Genomic DNA, 22,549 nt, shown 5'->3' on the forward strand with positions numbered 1-22,549 from the left:
GGAGGGCCTGCCTTCTCCGGCCCTCCCGTGGCGCCCTCCTCAGGCGAGGGGGCGGCCGTAGGCGGGGGTGCGGCGGGGCAGATGGAAGTTGGCGGCTCGTCCGGCCTCCTGCTGTCGTCGAACGCCCCCTCAGGCGAGGGAGCGGCCGTACGCGGCCAGGGTGCGCAGCGCCTCGATCGTCGCGATGGGACGGGCCTCCAGGAGGGCGGCAGGGGCGGGCTCAGGGGCGCCCGGGAGCCGGCGGGCGGGCCAGCCACCGTCGGCCTGCTGCCCGGCCGCTAGGACGTCCAGGGAACGCTCGATCTCCGCGTCGGTGAACCACGCGCGCGCCAGTGAGTCCGGGGTGCGTGCGTAGTCGTGCGGGAAGCGGCGGTCACCGGGGGTGTGACCGGGGGCGGTCGAGGCGGCCGGCCGTGCGCCGGGGGCGTCCGGGTCGAGCACCACCAGCCGCTCCCGGCGTACCAGGTGGCCCAGCCGCTCGGCGGCGGCCTCCGCGCGGGCGCGGTCCGGGGCGTGGTCCAGGAAGAGCACGGCGGCCACCACGTCACCGGGGCGCGCCGCGTCCAGCGACTCGACGGCCTGCCAGCAGAAGTCGGTCGCGCGGAACAGCCACGGGTGCCACACCTCGTTGCGGTGCAGCAGCCCCACCACCGGCGCGGTGGCGGACAGCGCGCCGGGCAGGCGGACCGCTGCGTCGCCGCTCCCGGCCGGGCGCACGGCCGGAAGGGCCGCCTCCGGGCGGATGGCCGTGAGGGCGCCCTCCGTCGTCGAGACGGACGTCAGATAGCGGCACACGTCCTCCGCGCGGCACACGTCCTCCGCGCGGCGCGCGTCGCAGCGCGCCACGGAGTCCAGCACATGCAGTGCGCGGGCGGTGTGCGCGGGCAGGCTTGCCGGTCCGCGCAGGGCGGGCTCCAGGGCGTGACCGTAGCCGCCGTCGGCGTTCCGGTACGCCTCCAGGGCGGTCTCGACCGGGCCCGCGGCGCCGTCCCGGAAGTGATGGGCGAACAGGCGCTGCTCCAGTACGCGCGCGGTGAGCCACACGAAACGCTCCGCGCGCGCGAGCGTGCCGTGCGGAGGGGACGTCGGGGTGAGCGGTACGGCTGCGATGTCGGCCATGGCACCGACCGTAGGCGCACGGGGGAGCCCCGCAGGGCCCGTGGGACGGTGCCACCCCCGCAGGCGGGATACTGGGTGCATGCGGTTGACGGTTTTCTGGGAGCGCATGACGGAGTACTTCGGCGCGGGCTACGCCGACACCTTCGCGCGCGACCATGTCATGTCCGAACTCGGCGGACGGACCGTCCACGAGGCGCTGGCGGCCGGGTGGGACGCCAAGGACGTCTGGCAGGTGGTCTGCTCCGTCATGGGCGTCCCCCGGGAACTGCGCTGATCGTCACATAAGCCCCACGGGAGCGGACAGCCGTCGTGGCCGTGGGTGAGACTTGGGCCGTGGCAGCCACCGACGAGACCGGGCCCGCGGGCCAGAACACGACCGTGCCCGGCACGCCCCCGCCCGCCGGTCCGCCGGTGGACCCCACGCCCCGGGCAGGCGCCCGGATGCCGCGATGGCTGCCGCGCGCCATGCTGCTCGCGCTCGCGCTGATCGCCGTCTTCCAGCTCGGCAGCTGGGCCTTCCACCAGCTCACCGGGCTGCTGATCAACGTCCTGATCGCGTTCTTCCTGGCGCTCGCCGTGGAACCCGCGGTGAGCTGGATGGCCGCGCGCGGGGTGCGGCGGGGCCTCGGCACCTTCCTCGTCTTCGTGGGCGTCCTGGTCGTGGGAGCGGGCTTCGTCACGCTGCTCGGCTCGATGCTCGCGGAGCAGATCATCAAGATCGTCGAGGACTTCCCGCAGTACCTCGACTCGGTGATCAACTGGATCAACACCCACTTCCACACCGAACTGCGGCGCGTCGACATCCAGGAGAACCTGCTGCGGTCCGACTGGCTGCGCAACTACGTGCAGAACAGCGCCACCGGCGTGCTGGACGTGTCCGCCCAGGTGCTCGGGGGGCTCTTCCGGCTGCTGACCGTCGGCCTGTTCTCGTTCTACTTCGCCGCCGACGGGCCCCGGCTGCGCCGCACCATCTGCTCCGTCCTGCCGCCGGCCCGGCAGACCGAAGTGCTGCGCGCCTGGGAGATCGCCGTGAACAAGACCGGCGGCTACCTCTACTCCCGTGGACTGATGGCCCTCATCTCGGGCCTCTCGCACTACGTCCTGCTCGAGTTCCTCGACGTGCCCTACGCCCCCGTGCTGGCCGTGTGGGTCGGTCTGGTCTCGCAGTTCATCCCCACCATCGGCACGTATCTGGCGGGCGCGCTGCCCATGCTGATCGCCTTCACGGTCGCGCCCTGGTACGCGGTGTGGGTGCTGGTGTTCGTGGTGGTCTACCAGCAGTTCGAGAACTACGTGCTGCAGCCCAAGCTGACCTCCCGGACCGTCGACATCCACCCGGCGGTCGCCTTCGGGTCGGTCGTCGCGGGCACGGCTCTGCTCGGCGCGGTCGGCGCCCTGATCGCCATCCCGGCCGTCGCCACGCTCCAGGCGTTCCTCGGCGCGTACGTGAAGCGGTACGACGTCACCGACGACCCGCGGGTGCACGGGCACCGCGGGTCGGGCGGGTCGGGCGCCTTCGGCCGGCGGGTCCGGGGGCTGTGGGCCCAGCGGCGGCCGGAGAGTGGCGGTGCTGAGCCCGCGGCCGGTGCCGGGGCGGCCGGTGCCGGGGACGGCGGGACGGCCGGGGCGTGAGGGGCCGGGGCGTCTGAGCTGTGCGGGGTGCGGGTCCCCGGCGGTGCGGCTTGACATGAAAATCGAACATCTATTCTTATGGGGGAGCCGGTGAGGCTCAACGCCGGGCGTTCTGCCCCAGTTCGGCTGGGTAGGCGCCCGGGTTATCCACAGGCCGGACGTGCGTCGGGGCGCGTTGTCAGTGGCAGGCGTTAGCGTCTTTGACGTGAAGCGATCGACTCAAGCAAACCGGGTGGAACCCATGGCAGGAACCGACCGCGAGAAGGCGCTCGACGCCGCGCTCGCACAGATTGAACGGCAATTCGGCAAGGGCGCGGTCATGCGCATGGGCGAGCGGTCGAAGGAGCCCATCGAGGTCATCCCGACCGGGTCGACCGCGCTCGACGTGGCCCTCGGCGTCGGCGGCCTGCCGCGCGGCCGTGTGGTGGAGATCTACGGACCGGAGTCCTCCGGTAAGACGACCCTGACCCTGCACGCGGTGGCGAACGCGCAGAGGGCCGGCGGCCAGGTCGCGTTCGTGGACGCGGAGCACGCCCTCGACCCCGAGTACGCGAAGAAGCTCGGCGTCGACATCGACAACCTCATCCTGTCCCAGCCGGACAACGGCGAGCAGGCCCTGGAGATCGTGGACATGCTGGTCCGCTCCGGCGCCCTCGACCTCATCGTCATCGACTCCGTCGCGGCGCTCGTGCCCCGCGCCGAGATCGAGGGCGAGATGGGCGACAGCCACGTGGGTCTGCAGGCCCGTCTGATGAGCCAGGCCCTGCGGAAGATCACCAGCGCGCTCAACCAGTCCAAGACCACCGCGATCTTCATCAACCAGCTCCGCGAGAAGATCGGCGTGATGTTCGGCTCGCCGGAGACCACGACCGGTGGCCGCGCGCTGAAGTTCTACGCCTCCGTGCGTATCGACATCCGCCGCATCGAGACCCTCAAGGACGGCACCGAGGCGGTCGGCAACCGCACCCGCTGCAAGGTCGTCAAGAACAAGGTCGCGCCGCCCTTCAAGCAGGCCGAGTTCGACATCCTCTACGGCCAGGGCATCAGCCGCGAGGGCGGTCTGATCGACATGGGCGTGGAGCACGGCTTCGTCCGCAAGGCCGGCGCCTGGTACACGTACGAGGGCGACCAGCTCGGCCAGGGCAAGGAGAACGCCCGCAACTTCCTGAAGGACAACCCCGACCTCGCCAACGAGATCGAGAAGAAGATCCTCACGAAGCTGGGCGTGGGCGTCCGGCCCGAGGAGACCCCCGCCGAGGCGGGCGCGGACGCCGCCGCCGCTCCGGCCGAGCCCGCGGCGGTACCGGCCCCGGCGGCCAAGGGCACCAAGTCCAAGGCCGCGGCGGCCAAGAGCTGACCCGTGACCCGACGAACCGACTGGGCCGAGTACGAGTACGACGCTCCCGGTGTCCCACGGGGGAGGGACGCCGTGGGCGGCGAGGGCCCGGCCGTCGGCGGTGACACGGCGTACGACGACGCGGACCCCGGCCTCCCGGAAGCGGGCGGTGGCGGCGGCCGGCGACGCGGCGGTCGTACGGCACGGGCGGGTGGCTCGCGTGACGGCGGGCCGCACGGTGGACGCGGGCGCCGGCGCCGATCCTTCGGCGAGGCGGCCGCGGCGGACGGAGGCGCCTCCGACTCGGTGAGGGCAGAGCGGGAGGAACCTCCGGGGGACCCGGTGGAGCGGGCGCGGGCGATCTGTCTGCGGCTGCTCACCGGGACCCCGCGCACCCGGAAGCAGCTCGCCGACGCGCTCCGCAAGCGGGAGATCCCCGACGAGGCCGCCGAGGAGGTGCTGTCCCGGTTCGAGGAGGTCGGACTGATCAACGACAGCGCCTTCGCGGACGCCTGGGTGGAGTCCCGGCACCACGGCCGCGGGCTGGCCCGGCGCGCCCTCGCGCGGGAGCTGCGCACCAAGGGCGTCGACTCCGCGCTGATCGACGAGGCCGTCTCCCGGCTCGACTCCGAGCAGGAGGAGGAGACCGCCCGCGAACTGGTGGCCCGTAAGCTGCGCGCCACTCGCGGCCTCGACCGCGACAAGCGGATACGCCGCCTCGCCGGCATGCTCGCCCGCAAGGGCTACCCGGAGGGCCTCGCCCTGCGCGTGGTCCGCCAGGCCCTGGAGGAAGAGGGCGAGGACGCGGACCTCCTCGGCGACGAGCCGTTCTGAAGCGGCGGGACCGCACCGGTCGCCCGGTCCGGTCCGGCGGATCACCCGGCGGGGACCGCGTACACCAGCAGATTCCGCTGGTAACCGCCGCGCTCGCGGTCGTACGGGGGCGCGCAGGTGACCAGGGTCAGGACCGGCTGCCCGTGGCGCCGGAACACCTCGTCGGGGAGCCTGTCCTTGTCGACCACCTCGCGGGCCGTCACCTCGTACCGGACGGGAGGCGCGTCCTCGCGGGCGACGGTGATGGCGTCGCCCTTCCGGACCCCGTACAGCTTGGCGAAGGCGCCCAGGTCACCGGTGCGGTCGTCCACGTGGCCGATCAGGACGGCGGAGCCCTCGGGGGCGCCCGGTGCGGGCCCGAAGCGGTACCAGCCTGCCTGCTCCGCGTCGTCGGGGATCTCCACCGTGCCGTCGTCCTGGACGCCGACGTCCTGGACCCGGGCCTCCAGGGAGACCCGGGGGACGCGGAGCGCCGTCGGTTCGGACACGGGGCGGGATGTCTTCCGCTCGCCCGGTGCGTCGTCGACACCCCCGGACGACGCCCCGGTCGCGGTCTCCAGGGCACGCGGACGGGTGCCGAAGTCCGACGGCACCGAGACTCCGGACGGCCACAGCGACCAGACCAGCAGCGCCGCCAGGACGAGGGCGGCGACCGCGGCGGCCCCGACGGCCGCCGCGGTGGGCCGCCGCGGCGGCCGTCGGGGCCCTGTGCGGGAACGCACGGCCGTCAGTCGCCCCGGGCGCGCAGACGGCGGACGGCCAGCAGACCGGCGACCGCGACGGCACCCGCGGCGCTCCAGGCCAGCCAGGCGGTGGCGGACTCGTTGTCGGAGGCCATGGCTCCGCTCTCACCGGCGTCCACACCGTTCGGTGCGGAGTCCATGCCGCTGATCGTCTGACTCTTCAGCGCGAGGTTCTTGTCCTCGGCGCTGCCCCAGGCGTAGACGACCGTGCTGGTGCCCTCGGCCAGGTCGAGGTCGGCGGGGCCGATGGCCACGGTGTCGGTCCCGGCCAGGACGACGTCGGCGTTCACCGTGCCGGCGGGCACCTCGAGCGACTTCTCGTTCGGGTTGGTCAGGTCCCGGACGACCGGCTCGCCGCCCGCCCGGACGTCCACGGCGGGTGCCGCGGCCACATGACGGACGGTCAGCCGCGCCTGGCCCGCCGGAACCTCGGAGGTGTCGTTGACGAACGCGGTGAGCGTGGGGTCGCCCTGCGCGTCGAGGTGGGCGGCGAGCGTCGCGTTCGCCCCGGCCGGGACATCGACGCTCTTCTGGATGGCGGGAGTGCCGTCGGGGCCCTCGCCATCGGGGAAGATCTTGATGTCGTAGGTGCCCGGATCCAGGGGCTGGGGCTCGGTCAGGGTGCCGGGCTTGAAGTCGGGAAGCAGTTCGTTCCCGTTGGCGAACACGTCGACGGTGAGGCCGGGAACGCCGTGAAACACGGACACGGACGCCTTGCCGTCCTCCTGCGCCGTACTCTCCGCGGAGGCCGGAACGGCCACGGCGAGGGACAGGACGCAGGCACCGGCGGTGGCGGCGGCTGTCTTCCTGCTGCGCTTCGTCATCGGAACTCCCTTCGTGGGGGCCGGTCTGCGCTGCCGCGGTCGTCATCACGGACCGCGTGGCGGCGCCTGGTCCATAGTGAGAAGCGATGAGACTTTCCGCCACTTGAGTCACTTAAAGTTACTTTTGCCCCAAATGCCAGCGGACGCCGGGGGCTTAGGAGGCGGCGGGTCCGGAGTCGGCTGCCGGAGTGTCCTCGCGGTGGATGAAGGTCGTCAGCAGGTCGCCGACGGGATGGTCGGCCTCGGTGGGATGGCGCAGGGCGACGGTGAAGTCGATCGTGTAGCGGTTGCGGCGGCCGATGCGCGTGCGCGTGAGGTATCCGGCCGATTCGAGGTCGGCGACGATCAGTTGGACGGCGCGTTCGGTGATGCCGATGCGCTCGGCGACGTCCCGGAGCCGCGCGTCGGGGTCCTGGGCGAGGGCGATCAGGACGCGCGCGTGATTGGTCAGGAACGTCCACTGGTCGCCACGTGCGGAGGAAGGCCGGCTCATGGTCTTCATCATACGAAGCCGAGTTCACCTGACCAAGGTCGTTTCACGAAACTCGATTGACGAAAGAATTTTCGCGTAACTCTTGACGGGTTTTGATGTGTCGGGCGAGGATGGACACATCGCTCGATGTCCTTACTCATCCCCTTTGAGGGGGTTCTCGATGTCCGTCCGTACCCAGACCCGTCCCGCCGTGATGCGGACCGTGGGGATCCCGGCCCGGAGGCGCCCGCCCGCCGTCTCCGCGGTCCGACTCCGTCCGAGGAACTCGATGTGCCATGAATGATCTGTCGTTCGCCGTCCCGCTGTGGGTGTGGGCCGCGGTCTCGCTCGTCATCGCCGTCATGCTCGCCGTCGATCTGATCGCCCACCGGGACAACCACGTCATCGGGTTCAAGGAGGCGGCCGTCTGGTCCGGGGTGTGGATCGCGATCGGCCTGGCCTTCGGGCTGGTCCTGCTCGCGTGGCAGGGCGGAGACGTGTCCTCCACCTACTACGCCGGATACCTGATCGAGAAGGCACTCTCGATCGACAACGTCTTCGTCTTCGCCCTGGTCTTCTCGTTCTTCGCCGTGCCCGACGCGTACCAGCACAAGGTCCTGTTCTGGGGTGTCATCGGCGCTCTGGTGTTCCGGTTGGTGTTCATCTTCGTCGGCGCCGAACTGCTGCAGCTCTTCTTCTGGACCGCCTACCTGTTCGGTGCGTTCCTCATCTGGACCGGCTACAAGATGGCCGTCTCCAAGGACGAGGAAGTCCACCCGGACCGCAACATCGTCGTCCGTCTGGTGAAGAGGATCATCCCCACGGACCCGAGGTTTCACGGTGGCCGGTTCTTCACGAAGATCAACGGGCGGCGCGTGGCCACCCTGCTGTTCGTGGCCCTGGTCGCGATCGAGGCCACCGACCTGATCTTCGCCGTCGACTCCGTCGCCGCGATCCTCGCGATCACCACCAACACGTTCCTGGTGTGGACCGCCAACGCCTTCGCGGTGCTCGGCCTGCGCAGTCTGTACTTCTGCCTGGCGGGCCTGCTGCGCCGCTTCGCCTATCTCCACTACGGGCTCGCGGTGCTGCTCGCCTTCGCCGGTGTCAAAACTGATCCTCTCCGAGACCCCCGTGGGCAAGCTGCCCATTCCCCTGACTCTCGGCGTCATCGTCGTCACCATCACGGTGTCCATCGGGTGGTCCCTCGTCGCCACGCGCGACGACCACGGCGACGACGGCGACCACGCCGGCGCCACGCCGGGTACGGGCAGCGCGGACGCCGCCGACACCGGCCGGGCGACCGGCCAGGGCTCCGCGCCTGCCGGCCACTCGCACGGTACGGAGCCGCCCCGATTGTAGCGATCACTCCCGCTCCGCCGCCCTCGCCGTGGGCGTCGCACCCGCGGCGCCTACGGCCCGCTGACCGTACTGTGCCGAGGGCCAGAGGGCCAGAGGGCCGAGGGCCGTGGGCCGAGGGCAGGGCGCCGGACGCGGCGCGGCGGGGCGCAGGCCCTGAGCGTCAGCTCGACGCCGCCCCGGCGTCCGCCTTGGCGTCCCTCTTCGTCTCCGCCGTGCCGGGTTCGCCGAGCACGGCCTCGGCCGCCGTGTACAAGTCCGCGGGGCGGACCCCGCTCAGCGCGGTGACCAGGTGGCCGTCGGGCCGTACCAGCAGCACGGTGTGGGCCGCCGCGCCCGGGTAGCTCTCGGCGACCAGCAGTTCGGCCCGGTGCGGCAGCGCCGAGACGGCCGCCGCCAGCCGGGGCATGATCCCGGCGGACACCCAGTGGCGGCGTTCCCACACCCCCGTGCCCGGCGCGATCAGCACCACCAGCAGGGCGCCCCGCCCGAGCCGGTCCCGGAGCCGGACGAAGGTGCCGTCCTCGGCGGTGACGATCACGTCCGTGACGGCCGCCCCCGGTGCCGTCCCGACGGGCGTCTCGCCGTCCAGACGGCCGGGCGTGAGGGGCGAGTCGGCGTACGTGCCGGGTGCGCCCAGCGCTCCGCGCCCGAGGTGACCGTCCATCAGGAGCGTGTCGAGGCCGCGCGAGGAGCCGGGGACGTAGGTGCGCAGCCCTCCGCCGCCGCGCAGCAGCGGCAGTGCCTGGTCGGCGGCGCGCAGCCGGGAGGCGACGATCGCCCGGCGCTCGGTCTGATAGCTGTCGAGCAGCGCCTCGTGCGGACCGTGGTGCCAGGCCAGGGCCAGTTTCCAGGCGAGGTTGTCGGCGTCGCGCAGCCCTTCGTCCAGCCCGTGCGTGCCCAGCGCGCCGAGCAGGTGGGCCGCGTCCCCGGCGAGGAAGACGCGGTCGGCCCGCCAGCGCCGGGCCAGCCGGTGGTGGACGGTGTGCACGCCGGTGTCGAGGAGTTCGTACGGGGGCACCGTGCCGCCGTTCCAGCCGGCCAGGGTCTCCCGGATGCGGGTGAGCAGCATCTCGGGGGTGACCAGGTCCTTGCCCGGGGGCAGCAGCCAGTCCAGCCGCCACACGTCGTCCGGCAGTGGACGGGCGGTGATCTCACCGGCGGAGGGGCCGGAGGTGCGCCAGGGCGGGGAGCGGTGCAGCAGCGCCTCGTCCTGCCAGGGGAGTTCGGTGCGCAGGGCGGCGACGGCGTGACGTTCCACCGCGGTGCGGCCGGGGAAACGGATGTCCTGGAGCTTGCGCACGGTGGAGCGCGGGCCGTCGCAGCCGACCAGGTAACTGCCGCGCCACCAGGTGCCGGAGGCGCCCCGGGTGTGGGCGGTGACGCCGGACCGTTCCTGCTCCATGGTGTCCAGGCGGCTGTCCACAGCGATCTTGACGAGCCGTTCGTTCTCCAGGGCCGCGCGCAGCGCGCCGGTCAGGACGTGCTGGGCGATGTGCAGGGGAGCGGCCTCGGCGTCCTCGAAGGCGACCTCGTTCGTCACCTGCTTGCGCCGCATCGACCGCCATCCGGCCCAACGGAACCCCGCGTGGTCGAGGGACAGGCCGGTCAGCCGCTCCATCAGCGCGGCGGTGTCCTCGCGCAGCACGACAGTGCGGGCGGGACGGGGTTCGTCCTTGCCCGGCCCCTCGTCGAGGACCACGCACGGTACGTCCTGTCGCGCCAGCGCCAGTGCCAGCGTGAGCCCGACGGGCCCCGCTCCGACGACGATCACCGGGTCCACGGCGCGGCGCTCCCTGCTCGGCGTGACGTCGGGGAGGACGTGAGGGAACAGGAAGATGGAGCAGGGTGCACGATCACAGAACGTATGCAACCTATTGCCGGTGCTTGCGTCAAGTGACCGAAGGGCGGTGGCGATCATGAGCCGCCGCAGGAGCGGTCCCGGCAGGTGACAGTTCATCACATGAGTCAGGGGAGCATCGCTCATCCGTCACGGTGACGACGGCCGGCCACCGACATGACTGTGGCCCGCCGTTCCCGGCGGGCCACAGTCATGTCATGGAGGAGTCGCGCGTCAGACGCCGTCGTTCTTGTGCGGACCGCCGACCTCGGCCGCGTTGATGTCGTCGACGTCCTCGACACCGAGCACCGCACCCGTGCCGCGCTTGCTGCGGCGCAGGCGCGCCTCGAGCCAGGAGGCGAAAGAGGTGAGGGCGAAGTTGAGCGCGATGAAGAGCACGGCGACCACGGTGAAGCTGGCGATCACGTTGGCGCCGTAGTAGCCGCTCATGGTGTTGGCCGAGGCGAGCAGCTCGGGGAAGGTGAGGACGGCGCCGCCGAGGGCGGTGTCCTTCACGATGACGACGAGCTGGCTGACGATGGCCGGGAGCATCGCGGTGACCGCCTGCGGCAGCAGGACCAGCCGCATCAGCTGGTTCTTGCGCAGGCCGATCGCCATCGCGGCCTCGGACTGGCCCTTGGGCAGGGACAGGATGCCGGCGCGCACGATCTCCGCGAGGACGGAGGCGTTGTAGAGCACCAGACCCGTGACGACCGCGTACAGCGGACGGTCGTCGGAGCTGACGTCGGTGTACTCGGCGAACAGCGCCAGGCCGAAGATCATCAGGACCAGCACGGGGATGGCGCGGAAGAACTCCACCACGATGCCGGCCGGGACGCGGACCCAGGCGTGGTCCGAGAGACGGGCGATGCCGAGGACCGCGCCGAGCGGCAGCGCGATGATCACCGCGAGCACGGCGGCCTTCAGCGTGTTCTGCAAACCCGGCCAGATGTACGTGGTCCAGGCCTCGGTGCCGGTGAAGAACGGCTTCCACAGGGCCCACTCCAGCTGGCCCTTGTCGTTGAGGGTGCCGAACACCCACCACAGCAGGGCGGCGAGGGCGAGGAGGAAGACCACCGTGAAGACGGCGTTCCGCCGCTTGGCACGGGGCCCCTGGGCGTCGTACAGGACGGAACTCATCGCTTCACCGCCACCTTCTTGCCCACCCAGCCGAGGAACAGGCCGGTCGGCAGCGTCAGAACCACGAAACCGAACGCGATGACCGCGGAGATCAGCAGCAGCTGCGCCTCGTTCTCGATCATCTCCTTCATCAACAGCGCCGCCTCGGCCACACCGATGGCGGCGGCCACCGTGGTGTTCTTGATGAGCGCGATGAGGACGTTCGCCAGCGGACCGACGGACGAACGGAACGCCTGGGGCAGCACCACGAGGCCCAGCACCTGGTTGAAGCTGAGGCCGAGCGCGCGGGCCGCCTCGGCCTGGCCGACCGGCACGGTGTTGATGCCGGAGCGCAGCGCCTCGCACACGAAGGCCGACGTGTACAGGATCAGACCGAGGACGGCGAGGCGGAAGTTGATCGTTTCGAAGTCGTCCGCGCCGAGCGTGACGCCCAGGGTCTGGTTGAGGCCGAGCGACGTGAACAGGATGATGACCGTCAGCGGGATGTTCCGCACGATGTTCACGTACGCGGTCCCGAAGCCGCGCATCAGCGGCACCGGGCCGACGCGCATGGCGGCCAGCAGGGTGCCCCAGATCAGGGAGCCGACGGCGGAGAGCACAGCGAGCTGCACCGTCGTCCAGAAGGCCCCCAGCAGGTCGTAATCTTCAAGAAAATCGAACACGATCTCCCGCGCTTCCGCGTGTAGGGATGCATGCCCCGGTGCGCCGCCCCGCATCGGGGGCGGCGCACACGGTCAGGCGCTGCCTCAGCTCTTGATGTCGCCGATCTTCGGAGCGGGCTCGTTCTTGTAGTTGGCCGGGCCGAAGTTCTCCTTCACGGCCGTGTCCCAGCTGCCGTCGGCGACCATCTCCTCAAGGGCCTTGTTGATCTTGTCCTTGAGGTCGCTGCCCTTCTTGACGCCGATGCCGTAGTTCTCGTTCGTCAGCTTGAAGCCGCCGAGCTTGAACTTGCCCTTGAACTGGTCCTGGGCGGCGTAGCCGGCGAGGATCGAGTCGTCCGTGGTCAGCGCGTCGACGGCGCCGTTCTGCAGACCGGGCAGGCAGGCCGAGTACGTCGGGTACGGCTGCAGCTGGGCCTTGGGCGCCAGCTTCTCCTTGACGTTCTGCGCCGAGGTGGAGCCGGTGACGGAGCAGAGCTTCGCGTCGTTCAGATCCTCAGGCGACTTGATCTTGTCGTCGTCGGCGCGGAGCAGCACGTCCTGGTGGGCGAGCAGGTACGGGCCGGCGAAGTCGACCTTCTCCTGGCGCTCCGGGGTGATCGAGTAGGTGGCGGCGATGAAGTCGACGTCGCCGCGCTGCAGCATCGTCTCGCGGTCGGCGCTCTTCGACTCCTTCCACTCGATCTGGTTCTCCTCGTAACCGAGCTTCTTGGCGACGTAGGTGGCGACGTCCACGTCGAAGCCCTCGTAGCCCTGCGGGGTCTTCTGGCCGAGGCCCGGCTGGTCGAACTTGATGCCGATCGTGATCTTGTCCTTGCCGCCGCCCGAGGAGGACTCGTTGTCCGAGTCGCCACCCCCGCACGCGGTGGCGGTCAGGGCGAGGGCGAAGACGGTGGCCGAGGCGGCGGTGACCTTGCGGAGCTTCATGGTGCACATCCTTTGACTGGTGAACTGATGCGGTCCGGTCAATGTCCGGTGACGCAGGTCGGCAGGGGCGCGGCGCCGCGCCTCAGTGGTGAAGGATCTTCGACAGGAAGTCCTTGGCGCGGTCGCTGCGCGGGTTGCTGAAGAACTGGTCCGGCGTCGCCTGCTCGACGATGCGGCCGTCCGCCATGAACACCACGCGGTTCGCGGCCGAGCGCGCGAAGCCCATCTCGTGGGTGACGACGATCATGGTCATGCCGTCACGGGCGAGCTGCTGCATGACCTCGAGAACCTCGTTGATCATCTCGGGGTCGAGAGCCGACGTCGGCTCGTCGAAGAGCATGACCTTGGGCTCCATCGCCAGGGCCCGCGCGATGGCGACGCGCTGCTGCTGACCACCGGAGAGCTGTGCGGGGTACTTCTCGGCCTGTGCGGCCACACCGACCCGGTCGAGGAGGGCACGCGCCCGCTCCTCGGCCTCCTTCTTGTCCTTCTTCCGGACCTTGACCTGTCCGAGCGTCACGTTCTCGAGCACGGTCTTGTGCGCGAAGAGGTTGAAGGACTGGAAGACCATCCCCACGTCGGCACGGAGCCGTGCGAGCGCCTTGCCCTCGTCGGGCAGGGGCTTGCCGTCGATCGTGATCGAGCCGGAGTCGATCGTCTCCAGACGGTTGATGGTGCGGCACAGGGTGGACTTCCCGGACCCGGAGGGTCCGATGACCACGACGACTTCGCCACGGGCGATCGTGAGGTCGATGTCCTGGAGAACGTGCAACGCGCCGAAGTGCTTGTTGACGCTCTTCAGGACGACCAGATCGCCGGTCGCGGCCACATCTTCCTTGGCCACCGATACTTCGGTCATCGCTCTCAGGCTCCGTCCTCCTCGGTTTCGGAGGACAGTAGTAATCCTTCAGACCTGCGTCATTACATCTGAGGGGAATCTGAGCATCACGATCCGATAGCAATCGGACACCTGTCGTAGCACTTGAGAGCTGGAACGCGTCCGCGCGCGACAACGGTACCGAAGCGCAACCGGAACCCTCTTGACGTGGTCGTACCTCATCGGCGTGACTGCGAGGTGCACCCGCGTGTGCCCATGATGGATACACCCGAAGAACGTACGGCCGATGAACCGAAGGGGGCCCTGGTGAGACTGCTGCTCGTCGAGGACGACAACCACGTCGCCGCGGCCCTGTCGGCCGTCCTGGCCCGCCACGGCTTCGACGTCACCCACGCGCGCAGCGGCGAGGAGGCACTCCAGGCGCTCGTCCCCGAGAGCGACGGCTTCGGCGTCGTCCTGCTCGACCTCGGGCTGCCCGACCAGGACGGATACGAGGTCTGCGGCAAGATACGCAAGCGCACCAGCACCCCCGTGATCATGGTCACCGCGCGCTCCGACGTGCGCTCCCGCATTCACGGCCTCAACCTCGGCGCCGACGACTACGTGGTGAAGCCGTACGACACCGGGGAGCTGCTCGCCCGGATCCACGCCGTCAGCCGGCGCACCGTCCACGAGGAGGCCACCGGCGCCACCGAGACCCAGGTGCTCCTGGGCCCGGTGCGCATCGAGCTGCCCACCCGGCAGGTCAGCGTCAACGGCACGCCCGTCCAGCTCACCCGGAAAGAGTTCGATCTGCTCGCGCTGCTGGCGCAGCGTCCGGGGGTGGTCTTCCGCCGGGAGCAGATCATCAGCGAGGTGTGGCGCACCAGCTGGGAGGGGACCGGCCGCACTCTGGAGGTGCACGTGGCCTCCCTGCGCTCCAAGCTGCGCATGCCCGCCCTGATCGAGACCGTGCGCGGCGTCGGCTACCGGCTCGTCGCGCCCGCGGCGTAGCGGGGCCGGGTGCACACACGACTGCTGCCGCTGCTCATCGTCCTGATGGCGGCCGTCCTGCTCGCCCTCGGCGTGCCGCTCGCGGTGAGCCTCGCCGGCGCCCAGCAGCAGAAGGTCGTCGTCGACCGGATCGACGACACCGCCCGCTTCGCGGCCCTCGCCCAGTTCGTCACCGAGCCCGCCGACACCGTCGGCGGCGACATCAACGAGCGCCGCGAGACGCTCAGCAGCGAACTGCGCAGCTACTACGAGGTGTACGACATCCGCGCCGGAGTCTTCTACCGCAACGACGCCCCCATGGCGCACGCCCCGGCCGACTTCTTCCTGCCCCGCGCCGGCGAGGTCCGGGACGCGTTCGAGGAGGCGCTGCTCAGCCGCCGCAGCCACGACCCCGAGCAGGTGTGGCCCTGGCAGCGGCGCAGCCTGGTGGTCGCCTCACCGGTGATCCGGGACGGCGACGTCGTCGCGGTCGTGGTCACCGACTCGCCCACGGGGCAGATGCGCTCCCGCATCCTCCAGGGCTGGCTGGTCATCGCCGCGGGGGAGGCGACCGCGATGCTGCTGGCCGTCGGCGCGGCGCTCCGGCTCACCGGCTGGGTGCTGCGCCCGGTGCGCGTTCTCGACGCCACCACCCACGACATCGCCACCGGCCGGCTGAAGTCCCGCGTCGCGGTGGCCGGCGGACCGCCCGAGCTGCGCCGGCTCGCGCGCTCCTTCAACGAGATGGCGGACAACGTCGAGAGCGTGCTGGAGCAGCAGCGCGCCTTCGTCGCCGACGCCTCCCACCAGCTGCGCAACCCGCTGTCCGCGCTGCTGCTGCGGATCGAGCTGCTCGCCCTGGAGCTGCCCGAGGGCAACGAGGAGATCGCCTCCGTGCGTGCCGAGGGCAAACGGCTGGCGCAGGTGCTGGACGACCTGCTCGACCTGGCGCTCGCCGAGCACAGCGAGCCCGACCTGCAGATCGTCGACATCGGCGCCGTGGCCGCCGAGCGGGTCGCCGCCTGGGCGCCGTCCGCCGACGCCAAGGACGTCACGCTGACCGGTGTCTGCCCGCCGGCCACCGCGTGGGCGGACCCCGTGGCGCTGTCCAGCGCGCTGGACGCGGTCATCGACAACGCGGTGAAGTTCACGCCGTCCGGCGAGACGGTGGAGGTGACCGTCGCCACCAACGGCGACACGGCGACCGTCGTCGTCACCGACAACGGCCCCGGACTGACCGACGAGGAGCTGGCCCGCGTCGGCGACCGCTTCTGGCGCAGCGGGCGGCACCAGAACATCAAGGGGTCGGGCCTCGGCCTGTCCATCTCCCGGGCGCTGCTCACCGCGGGCGGCGGCTCGATCTCCTTCGAGCGGCACGAGCCGCACGGGCTGCGGGTGACCGTGACCGTGCCGCGCAACGCCCCCGCGGAGGAGGCGGACGGTCAGGGCTTGACGGACCGGTAGTACCGGCGGGCGCCCTTGTGCAGCCCCAGCGGATCGGTGTAGATGGCGGTGCGCACGTCGACGAGCTGCGCGGAGTGCACGTCGGCGCCGATGCGGTCACGGCTCTTCAGCACGATCCGGGTCAGCCACTCGGTGAGCCGGGGATCCACGTCCGCGCGGGTGATCAGCAGGTTGGACACCGCCATGGTCGGCACGGCCGAGCCCAGCTGACTGCCCGGGTAGGCCGACTCCGGGATGTTGGTCGCACGGTAGTAACGGGTGGCGCCGCCCTGCTCGTGCACCTTCGCGACGAGGGAGGCGTCGATCGGCACGAACCGCAGCGCGGAGTCCTCGGTGTACGTCTTCAGACCGTCCGTGGGCAGCCCGCCCGACCAGAAGAAGGCGTCCAGGCCGTGCCCCAGGCGCCCGGGCCCGGTGTCGATGCCGTCCGCGGACGGCACGATGTCGCGCTCCGGGTCGATCCCGGCCGCCCGCAGCAGCCGGTTGGCGATGAGCCGCACCCCGGACTTCGGCGGCCCTATGGCGACCCGCTTGCCCCGCAGATCGGCGACGGTACGGATGCCCGAGCCGGGCGCGACGGCGAGCTGCACGTAGTCGTCGTACAGGCGCGCCACACCACGCAGCCCGTCGGCTCCGGTGCGGCCCTCCTGCCGGTACGTCTCGACGGCGTCGGCCGCCGCGAGGGCGAAGTCGGCCTGCCCGGTGGCGACCCGGCGGACGTTCTCCCAGGAGCCGTCGCTGGTCCTCAGCCGCACCTCGAGATCGGGCATGTCCTTGCCGAGCGCGGTCCGCAGCAGCTCGCCGTACTTCTGGTAGACGCCGGCACGGGTGCCGGTGCTCATCGTGATCGTCCCGCCGGGCGGCTCCTCGCGCCACGGCGCCACCCACCACAGCAGCAGCCCGAGCACCACGAGACCGGCGGCCGCGCCCCGCAGGGCCCGCCGCCTGCCGATGCGGGACAGCACATGGGACATGGCCGCGATCCTGCCAGGCCTCCGCCGTGCTGACCAGGGCGGAACTCACAGCACGGCCGGCGATGTCCGAGCCGGCCGTTACAGTCCCCGCCATGAGTACGTCCCCCGCCGACCTGGTCCGAGAGTTCCACCGTGCCTTCGGGCTGGATGTCCGCGACACCCCGGCCGAGATTCCGCCGGACCTCGCCGCCCACCGCGGCGAGCTGCTCGCGGAGGAGGCGAGAGAGGCCGCCGAGGTGTCGGTCACCGGCCCGCTCGACCGGCTCGCCCACGAACTGGCCGACGTCGTCTACGTCGCCTACGGCACCGCCCTGGTCCACGGCATCGACCTCGACGCGGTCATCGCCGAGATCCACCGCTCCAACATGACCAAGCGGGGACCCGACGGCCAGGTGAGCCGCCGCGCCGACGGCAAGGTCCTCAAGGGCGGCCACTACGAGGCGCCGGACGTGGGGGCGGTGCTGCGGCGGCAGGGGTGGCCGGGCCGACCGTAGAGGGCGGAGGGGGAACACCGGGCGGAACCGCTCCGGGAAACGCCTACCCTTGTTGCCATGACCAGCAGCAGTGACCGGAGCCCCGCCGTGGACGTTCTCTCGACCAGGACCTACGAGATTCGCACCTACGGGTGTCAGATGAACGTCCACGACTCCGAGCGCCTCGCCGGGCTGCTGGAGGACGCCGGGTACGTCCGCGCCCCCGAGGGCTCCGACGGCGAGGCCGACGTCGTCGTGTTCAACACCTGCGCCGTGCGCGAGAACGCCGACAACAAGCTGTACGGCAACCTCGGCCACCTCGCCCCGAAGAAGGCGAGCCGCCCCGGCATGCAGATCGCGGTCGGCGGCTGCCTCGCGCAGAAGGACCGCGACACCATCGTCAAGCGCGCCCCCTGGGTGGACGTCGTCTTCGGCACGCACAACATCGGCAAGCTGCCGGTGCTGCTGGAGCGCGCCCGCGTCCAGGAGGAGGCACAGGTCGAGATCGCCGAGTCGCTGGAGGCGTTCCCCTCCACGCTGCCCACCCGCCGCGAGAGCGCCTACGCGGCCTGGGTGTCGATCTCCGTCGGCTGCAACAACACCTGCACCTTCTGCATCGTCCCCGCCCTGCGCGGCAAGGAGAAGGACCGCCGCCCCGGCGACATCCTCGCCGAGATCGAGGCGCTGGTCGCCGAGGGCGTCTCCGAGGTCACCCTGCTCGGCCAGAACGTCAACGCCTACGGCTCCGACATCGGCGACCGCGAGGCCTTCAGCAAGCTGCTGCGCGCCTGCGGGAAGATCGACGGCCTGGAGCGGGTCCGCTTCACCTCCCCGCACCCCCGCGACTTCACCGACGACGTCATCGCCGCCATGGCCGAGACGCCCAACGTGATGCCGCAGCTCCACATGCCGCTGCAGTCCGGCTCCGACCCGGTTCTCAAGGCGATGCGCCGCTCCTACCGGCAGGAGCGCTTCCTCGGGATCATCGAGAAGGTCCGCGCCGCCATCCCGCACGCGGCGATCAGCACCGACATCATCGTGGGCTTCCCCGGCGAGACCGAGGAGGACTTCCAGCAGACGCTGCACGTCGTCCGGGAGGCCCGCTTCGCCCAGGCGTTCACCTTCCAGTACTCCAAGCGGCCCGGCACCCCGGCCGCCGAGATGGACGGGCAGATCCCCAAGAAGGTCGTCCAGGAGCGCTACGAGCGTCTCGTCGCCCTCCAGGAGGAGATCTCCTGGGAGGAGAACAAGAAGCAGGTCGGCCGCACGCTGGAGCTGATGGTCGCCGAGGGCGAGGGCCGCAAGGACGAGACCACCCACCGCCTCTCCGGGCGCGCCCCCGACAGCCGCCTGGTGCACTTCACCAAGCCCGACCAGGAGGTCCGCCCCGGTGACGTGGTCACCGTCGAGGTGACCTACGCGGCCCCGCACCACCTCCTCGCCGAGGGCCCCGTCCTCGACGTGCGCCGCACCCGCGCGGGCGACGCCTGGGAGAAGCGCACCGCCGAGAAGGCGGCCAAGCCCGCGGGCGTGCTGCTCGGCCTGCCCAAGGTGGGCGTGCCCGAGCCGCTGCCGGCGGTCAGCGGCGGCTGCGCCGTCGACTGACGTCGCTCTCCGCGGACCCGCCCCGACGGGCGGGTCCGTACGGCCGCAGTAGGCTGCTGATCATGCTTGTCGCCGCCGCAGCCTGCCCCTGCCCGCCGCTGCTCGTGCCCGAGGTCGCCGCCGGCGCCGCCCCGGAGCTGGACGCCGCGCGCGCCGCCTGCACGGACGCGCTCGGCGTGCTCGCCGCCGCCCGGCCCGACCTGCTGGTGGTCGTGGGCCCGGACGACGGTGCCGGGACGTACGGCTACCCCGCCGGAACCCAGGGTTCCTTCCGCGGCTTCGGCGTCGACCTGGACGTACGGCTGGGGGAGGGCGACGGCGCGGCCGGCGGGGAACTGCCGTACGGGCTCGCCGTGGGCGCCTGGCTGCTGGGGCGGACCGGGTGGGCCGACGCCCCCGTCGAGGGGCGGGGTGTGGGGGAGCGCCTGGCGCCCGACGCGTGCCTCGCGGAGGGGCGGCGGCTGGCGGGCCGGGCGGACCGGGTGGCGCTGCTGGTGATGGGCGACGCGAGCGCCTGCCGCACCCAGAAGGCGCCCGGCTACCTGGACGGGCGAGCGGCGCCCTTCGACGCGGAGATCGCCCGCGCGCTCGGCTCGGCCGACACGGCGGCCCTGGGCGCGCTGGACGCCGGGCTGGCGCGCGAGCTGAAGGCGTCCGGCCGCGCGCCCTGGCAGGTGCTGGCCGGAGCGGCCGAGGGCGACGCCGGTCTGTCGGGCGCGCTGCTCCACGAGGACGCCCCCTACGGCGTGGGATACGTCGTGGCCACCTGGTCGTAGACGCGCACACGTGAACGCACGGCGGACGGCCGGGGCAGGTCGCCCCGGCCGTCCGCCGTGCGTGCCGCTCAGGAGGCGGGCGGCGGTCCGGCCGGCGGCGTGGTGCCGCCCGCGTCCGAACCGGGGTCGTTCTTGTGTGCGAAACGGTCCACGGCCTCCTTGGCCTTTCCCGTGCCCGACTGGATCCTGTCGCTGTACTTGCCCTTGGTCCCTCGGTCGACGGTGTGCGCCGCCTTCTCCAGGCCGTGCTGGATCTTGCCCTCGTGCTGCTGCGCGAGGCCGGAGACCTTGTCCTTGGCGGGGCCGAGCTTGGCCTTGAAATTGTCCAGGAGACCCATGATGTACCTTCCCTCGCGGCACGTTACGTGCGGGCGCCCTCGCCGGCCTCGGTGTCGGCGGCCTTGCCGGACTGCTGCTTCGGGATGTCGACGCTCTCCGTGACGGTGGCCTCGTCGGACTCCTTCACCGGGGCCTCGGAAGCCGCCTTCGGCTCGTCGGCCGCGGCCTCGGGCTCAGGCGTCGTCGTGTCGTCCGTACCGGTCCCGGTCTTCTCCCCGTCGGTCCGGGCCTCGGCCGCCGCTGTCTCTCCCGTGGTCCTCGACCTCCGAAAAAGTCGTGCAAAAACGCCCATATCAACTCCATACGTTACTCGTGCGGGCGAAATTCCGCGTAGCCCGGTGTGTCCATCCGTGTGAGCCGGGCGAGCGCCGCCGCGATCCGGCGGCAGGAACCTCGAACGGGCAACGACCAGGCCGACCCCGCGTCACGTAACCCGATCGAGAGCGGCCCCCGAGGTTTGGGAGACTGGATCGGTGAGCAGCGCACCCCACGCCCCCCGCGTCATCGCCGTCGTCGGTCCCACTGCGGCCGGAAAGTCCGATCTGGGTGTCTTTCTCGCCCAGCGGCTGGGTGGTGAGGTCGTCAACGCCGACTCCATGCAGCTCTACCGGGGGATGGACATCGGCACCGCCAAGCTGACGCCCGAGGAGCGCGGCGGCGTCCCGCACCACCTGCTCGACGTCTGGGACGTCACCGAGACCGCCTCCGTGGCCGAGTACCAGCGGATGGCCCGGGAGCGGATCGACGCCCTGCTCGCCGCCCGACGCTGGCCGATCCTGGTCGGCGGCTCCGGTCTGTACGTCCGCGGGGCCGTCGACAACCTGGAGTTCCCCGGCACCGACCCGGAGGTCCGGGCGCGCCTGGAGGAGGAGCTGGCCCTGCGCGGACCCGGCGCGCTGCACGCCCGGCTCGCCGCGGCCGACCCCGACGCCGCCCGCGCGATCCTGCCGAGCAACGGCCGCCGCATCGTCCGCGCGCTGGAGGTCATCGAGATCACCGGGCGGCCCTTCACCGCCAACCTCCCCGGCCACGACTCGGTCTACGACACGCTCCAGATCGGCGTCGACGTGGCCCGCCCCGAACTGGACGAGCGCATCGCCCGCCGGGTCGACCGGATGTGGGAGGCGGGTCTCGTCGAGGAAGTGCGCGCACTCGAGGCGCAGGGGTTGCGCGAGGGGCGTACGGCGTCGCGCGCCCTCGGCTACCAGCAGGTGCTCGCCGCCCTCGCCGGCGAGTGCACCCTGGAGGAGGCACGGGCCGAGACCGTCCGTGCCACCAAGCGCTTCGCGCGCCGTCAGGATGCATGGTTCAGGCGCGATCCGCGGGTGCACTGGTTGAGTGGGGCCGCGGCGGACCTCGGGGAACTTCCGCAGCTCGCGATGTCGTTGGTCGAACGACCGGTTACAGCCTGATCACGTCCTGGCATCGGGACGCCCAGGCCGTCATCCGGGCCTGTGACGCCGTGCCATCATCAAGCTTCGATCGACCAGTGGAGTCCTAAGTTGGGAGGGCGCGTGGCGATGGAGGCCGGCCCTCGCGACACCGCACACAGCACCGAGCACCTCACCACCGAGCGGGATGCCTCGGAGCCGGAGGCCGGGCGTCTCAGCCCTGACGGGCCCGAGGAGACGCAGGGCGGTGTGACCGACGACGGTCCCGAGCCGGAGGAGATGTTCGCCGGCGGGGACGAGGTCGAGGTCGAGCTGCGCCCGCAGCGCCGTCTGCGGGTCTGGCAGCTCGCCCCGATCGTCGGCCTCGGCGCGCTCGGCTCACTGATGTTCGCCTTCCCGCTCGCCTTCGACTTCGGCGACAGCGGTGCGGTGATCGCCATGCTGGGCCTGCTGATCTGCTCCTGCGCGGCGGGCTGGGGCATGATGGCCGCCCGCAAGGTCGGCTACACCTGGCCGGGCCTCTCCGCCCGCGGCTCGGACCGCACATCCGACTGGCGCGTGGTGGCCGCGTACGCGGTGATGGTCGCGGCGGTGGTGGCCCTCGCGGTCTGGCGCGTGGCGCGCCTGCGCTGAGTTCCCGCGGCGCGGCGGGCTCCCTTCACGCCCTCCGCGATCCCGCGACCCACGCCCCTTCCGGTCGCCTGTGCCGAACCGCCGCGGTCGTCCGCGCCGGCCCCGCGGCTCGGCTCGCGCCGACCCTCGCGAGGGCACGGCCGCCCGCGCCGGTCCCTGCGATCTCCGCGCTGCGCGCGCCCGTCCCCTGCCGCCGTCC

General features: G+C 71.6%; 23 protein-coding genes and 1 pseudogene. 12 read left to right on the forward strand and 12 right to left on the reverse strand.

Going from position 1 to position 22,549, the window contains the following annotated elements; translation table 11 throughout:
* Nucleotides 1-129: 129 nt before the first annotated feature.
* Nucleotides 130-1,119 carry a hypothetical protein gene (locus ACP7TJ_RS24560; protein ID WP_427765364.1) on the reverse strand — a complete coding sequence of 330 codons (990 nt, stop codon included), beginning with the start codon at nt 1,117-1,119 and terminating at the stop codon, nt 130-132.
* A gap of 79 nt (nt 1,120-1,198) precedes the next feature.
* Between ACP7TJ_RS24560 and ACP7TJ_RS24565 the strand changes: the two genes are divergently transcribed.
* The 4 genes from ACP7TJ_RS24565 to recX all read left to right on the forward strand — a co-directional run bounded on the left by ACP7TJ_RS24565 (nt 1,199) and on the right by recX (nt 4,921).
* Complete coding sequence (locus ACP7TJ_RS24565; RefSeq protein WP_093765185.1) at nt 1,199-1,393, forward strand: DUF3046 domain-containing protein; 195 nt, start codon at nt 1,199-1,201, stop codon at nt 1,391-1,393.
* A 59-nt stretch (nt 1,394-1,452) separates the two neighbouring features.
* On the forward strand, nt 1,453-2,751 hold the full coding sequence (locus ACP7TJ_RS24570; protein WP_427765367.1) for an AI-2E family transporter: 1,299 nt from the start codon (nt 1,453-1,455) through the stop codon (nt 2,749-2,751).
* 241 nt (nt 2,752-2,992) lie between these two features.
* The gene (gene recA, locus ACP7TJ_RS24575) at nt 2,993-4,108 is read left to right on the forward strand and encodes a recombinase RecA (protein WP_093765186.1); all 1,116 of its coding nucleotides are present in this window, start codon (nt 2,993-2,995) and stop codon (nt 4,106-4,108) included.
* 3 nt (nt 4,109-4,111) lie between these two features.
* Nucleotides 4,112-4,921, forward strand: coding sequence for a recombination regulator RecX (recX, locus tag ACP7TJ_RS24580; protein ID WP_266401285.1), 810 nt, complete (start codon nt 4,112-4,114; stop codon nt 4,919-4,921).
* Between the two features lie 41 nt (nt 4,922-4,962).
* Here the strand turns inward: recX and ACP7TJ_RS24585 are convergent, their stop codons facing one another.
* From ACP7TJ_RS24585 to ACP7TJ_RS24595, 3 genes are all read right to left on the reverse strand, one after another.
* Nucleotides 4,963-5,643, reverse strand: a complete 681-nt coding sequence (locus tag ACP7TJ_RS24585) for a class F sortase (protein WP_266401288.1) — start codon at nt 5,641-5,643, stop codon at nt 4,963-4,965.
* 5 nt (nt 5,644-5,648) lie between these two features.
* Entirely contained in the window at nt 5,649-6,488 is an 840-nt protein-coding gene (locus tag ACP7TJ_RS24590) for a DUF4397 domain-containing protein (protein ID WP_266401290.1), read from the reverse strand.
* 154 nt (nt 6,489-6,642) lie between these two features.
* On the reverse strand, nt 6,643-6,981 hold the full coding sequence (locus ACP7TJ_RS24595; RefSeq protein WP_093765229.1) for a helix-turn-helix transcriptional regulator: 339 nt from the start codon (nt 6,979-6,981) through the stop codon (nt 6,643-6,645).
* 275 nt (nt 6,982-7,256) lie between these two features.
* On the opposite strand from ACP7TJ_RS24595, the pseudogene ACP7TJ_RS24600 reads away from it, so the two are divergent.
* Nucleotides 7,257-8,322: pseudogene (locus ACP7TJ_RS24600) on the forward strand (TerC family protein).
* Nucleotides 8,323-8,482: 160 nt separating this feature from the next.
* Here ACP7TJ_RS24600 and ACP7TJ_RS24605 read toward each other — a convergent pair.
* From ACP7TJ_RS24605 to ACP7TJ_RS24625, 5 genes are all read right to left on the reverse strand, one after another.
* The gene (locus tag ACP7TJ_RS24605) at nt 8,483-10,102 is read right to left on the reverse strand and encodes an FAD-dependent monooxygenase (protein WP_367450389.1); all 1,620 of its coding nucleotides are present in this window, start codon (nt 10,100-10,102) and stop codon (nt 8,483-8,485) included.
* 291 nt (nt 10,103-10,393) lie between these two features.
* Nucleotides 10,394-11,299, reverse strand: coding sequence for an amino acid ABC transporter permease (locus tag ACP7TJ_RS24610; protein WP_193459576.1), 906 nt, complete (start codon nt 11,297-11,299; stop codon nt 10,394-10,396).
* Entirely contained in the window at nt 11,296-11,961 is a 666-nt protein-coding gene (locus ACP7TJ_RS24615) for an amino acid ABC transporter permease (RefSeq protein ID WP_167743614.1), read from the reverse strand. Before ACP7TJ_RS24615 ends, ACP7TJ_RS24610 begins: the two co-directional genes overlap by 4 nt.
* Nucleotides 11,962-12,045: 84 nt before the next feature.
* Nucleotides 12,046-12,885: a glutamate ABC transporter substrate-binding protein gene (locus ACP7TJ_RS24620; RefSeq protein WP_380800424.1), complete on the reverse strand. Its 840-nt coding sequence runs from the start codon at nt 12,883-12,885 to the stop codon at nt 12,046-12,048.
* An 82-nt stretch (nt 12,886-12,967) separates the two neighbouring features.
* Nucleotides 12,968-13,744, reverse strand: coding sequence for an amino acid ABC transporter ATP-binding protein (locus ACP7TJ_RS24625; protein ID WP_093765195.1), 777 nt, complete (start codon nt 13,742-13,744; stop codon nt 12,968-12,970).
* 285 nt (nt 13,745-14,029) lie between these two features.
* Between ACP7TJ_RS24625 and ACP7TJ_RS24630 the strand changes: the two genes are divergently transcribed.
* Complete coding sequence (locus ACP7TJ_RS24630; protein ID WP_093765196.1) at nt 14,030-14,716, forward strand: response regulator transcription factor; 687 nt, start codon at nt 14,030-14,032, stop codon at nt 14,714-14,716.
* Between the two features lie 9 nt (nt 14,717-14,725).
* Nucleotides 14,726-16,159, forward strand: a complete 1,434-nt coding sequence (locus tag ACP7TJ_RS24635; RefSeq protein WP_167743616.1) for a sensor histidine kinase — start codon at nt 14,726-14,728, stop codon at nt 16,157-16,159.
* Here the strand turns inward: ACP7TJ_RS24635 and ACP7TJ_RS24640 are convergent.
* Entirely contained in the window at nt 16,138-17,133 is a 996-nt protein-coding gene (locus ACP7TJ_RS24640; RefSeq protein ID WP_367474058.1) for a TAXI family TRAP transporter solute-binding subunit, read from the reverse strand. The two genes, ACP7TJ_RS24635 and ACP7TJ_RS24640, sit on opposite strands and share 22 nt — an antisense overlap.
* 92 nt (nt 17,134-17,225) lie before the next feature.
* On the opposite strand from ACP7TJ_RS24640, the gene ACP7TJ_RS24645 reads away from it, so the two are divergent.
* The 3 genes from ACP7TJ_RS24645 to ACP7TJ_RS24655 all read left to right on the forward strand — a co-directional run bounded on the left by ACP7TJ_RS24645 (nt 17,226) and on the right by ACP7TJ_RS24655 (nt 19,987).
* Nucleotides 17,226-17,627, forward strand: coding sequence for a MazG nucleotide pyrophosphohydrolase domain-containing protein (locus tag ACP7TJ_RS24645; RefSeq protein WP_189910619.1), 402 nt, complete (start codon nt 17,226-17,228; stop codon nt 17,625-17,627).
* 57 nt (nt 17,628-17,684) lie between these two features.
* Complete coding sequence (gene miaB, locus ACP7TJ_RS24650) at nt 17,685-19,211, forward strand: tRNA (N6-isopentenyl adenosine(37)-C2)-methylthiotransferase MiaB (RefSeq protein ID WP_189910620.1); 1,527 nt, start codon at nt 17,685-17,687, stop codon at nt 19,209-19,211.
* 62 nt (nt 19,212-19,273) lie between these two features.
* On the forward strand, nt 19,274-19,987 hold the full coding sequence (locus ACP7TJ_RS24655) for a class III extradiol dioxygenase subunit B-like domain-containing protein (protein ID WP_093765201.1): 714 nt from the start codon (nt 19,274-19,276) through the stop codon (nt 19,985-19,987).
* Nucleotides 19,988-20,055: 68 nt separating this feature from the next.
* Here ACP7TJ_RS24655 and ACP7TJ_RS24660 read toward each other — a convergent pair whose 3' ends face one another.
* Nucleotides 20,056-20,325, reverse strand: a complete 270-nt coding sequence (locus ACP7TJ_RS24660) for an antitoxin (RefSeq protein WP_367474054.1) — start codon at nt 20,323-20,325, stop codon at nt 20,056-20,058.
* Nucleotides 20,326-20,348: 23 nt separating this feature from the next.
* Nucleotides 20,349-20,618, reverse strand: coding sequence for a hypothetical protein (locus ACP7TJ_RS24665; RefSeq protein WP_367534332.1), 270 nt, complete (start codon nt 20,616-20,618; stop codon nt 20,349-20,351).
* Nucleotides 20,619-20,799: 181 nt separating this feature from the next.
* Here ACP7TJ_RS24665 and miaA point away from each other — a divergent pair, with 181 nt between their 5' ends.
* Entirely contained in the window at nt 20,800-21,738 is a 939-nt protein-coding gene (gene miaA, locus ACP7TJ_RS24670) for a tRNA (adenosine(37)-N6)-dimethylallyltransferase MiaA (RefSeq protein WP_228917949.1), read from the forward strand.
* A 108-nt stretch (nt 21,739-21,846) separates the two neighbouring features.
* Complete coding sequence (locus tag ACP7TJ_RS24675) at nt 21,847-22,350, forward strand: hypothetical protein (RefSeq protein ID WP_093765205.1); 504 nt, start codon at nt 21,847-21,849, stop codon at nt 22,348-22,350.
* The last annotated feature ends 199 nt before the right edge of the window (nt 22,351-22,549 follow it).

Source organism: Streptomyces sp. DSM 41931 (assembly GCF_050271085.1).
Taxonomy (GTDB): domain Bacteria; phylum Actinomycetota; class Actinomycetes; order Streptomycetales; family Streptomycetaceae; genus Streptomyces; species Streptomyces albogriseolus.

Bases quoted from the DNA above. Each gene is read 5' to 3' on its own strand.
- ACP7TJ_RS24560 (WP_427765364.1), bottom strand. From the start codon at position 1,119: ATGGCCGACATCGCAGCCGTACCGCTCACCCCGACGTCCCCTCCGCAC.
- ACP7TJ_RS24565 (WP_093765185.1), top strand. From the start codon at position 1,199: ATGCGGTTGACGGTTTTCTGGGAGCGCATGACGGAGTACTTCGGCGCG.
- recA (WP_093765186.1), top strand. From the start codon at position 2,993: ATGGCAGGAACCGACCGCGAGAAGGCGCTCGACGCCGCGCTCGCACAG.
- ACP7TJ_RS24590 (WP_266401290.1), bottom strand. From the start codon at position 6,488: ATGACGAAGCGCAGCAGGAAGACAGCCGCCGCCACCGCCGGTGCCTGC.
- ACP7TJ_RS24595 (WP_093765229.1), bottom strand. From the start codon at position 6,981: ATGAGCCGGCCTTCCTCCGCACGTGGCGACCAGTGGACGTTCCTGACC.
- ACP7TJ_RS24610 (WP_193459576.1), bottom strand. From the start codon at position 11,299: ATGAGTTCCGTCCTGTACGACGCCCAGGGGCCCCGTGCCAAGCGGCGG.
- ACP7TJ_RS24620 (WP_380800424.1), bottom strand. From the start codon at position 12,885: ATGAAGCTCCGCAAGGTCACCGCCGCCTCGGCCACCGTCTTCGCCCTC.
- ACP7TJ_RS24625 (WP_093765195.1), bottom strand. From the start codon at position 13,744: ATGACCGAAGTATCGGTGGCCAAGGAAGATGTGGCCGCGACCGGCGAT.
- ACP7TJ_RS24640 (WP_367474058.1), bottom strand. From the start codon at position 17,133: ATGTCCCATGTGCTGTCCCGCATCGGCAGGCGGCGGGCCCTGCGGGGC.
- ACP7TJ_RS24645 (WP_189910619.1), top strand. From the start codon at position 17,226: ATGAGTACGTCCCCCGCCGACCTGGTCCGAGAGTTCCACCGTGCCTTC.
- miaB (WP_189910620.1), top strand. From the start codon at position 17,685: ATGACCAGCAGCAGTGACCGGAGCCCCGCCGTGGACGTTCTCTCGACC.
- ACP7TJ_RS24655 (WP_093765201.1), top strand. From the start codon at position 19,274: ATGCTTGTCGCCGCCGCAGCCTGCCCCTGCCCGCCGCTGCTCGTGCCC.
- ACP7TJ_RS24660 (WP_367474054.1), bottom strand. From the start codon at position 20,325: ATGGGTCTCCTGGACAATTTCAAGGCCAAGCTCGGCCCCGCCAAGGAC.
- ACP7TJ_RS24665 (WP_367534332.1), bottom strand. From the start codon at position 20,618: ATGGGCGTTTTTGCACGACTTTTTCGGAGGTCGAGGACCACGGGAGAG.
- ACP7TJ_RS24675 (WP_093765205.1), top strand. From the start codon at position 21,847: ATGGAGGCCGGCCCTCGCGACACCGCACACAGCACCGAGCACCTCACC.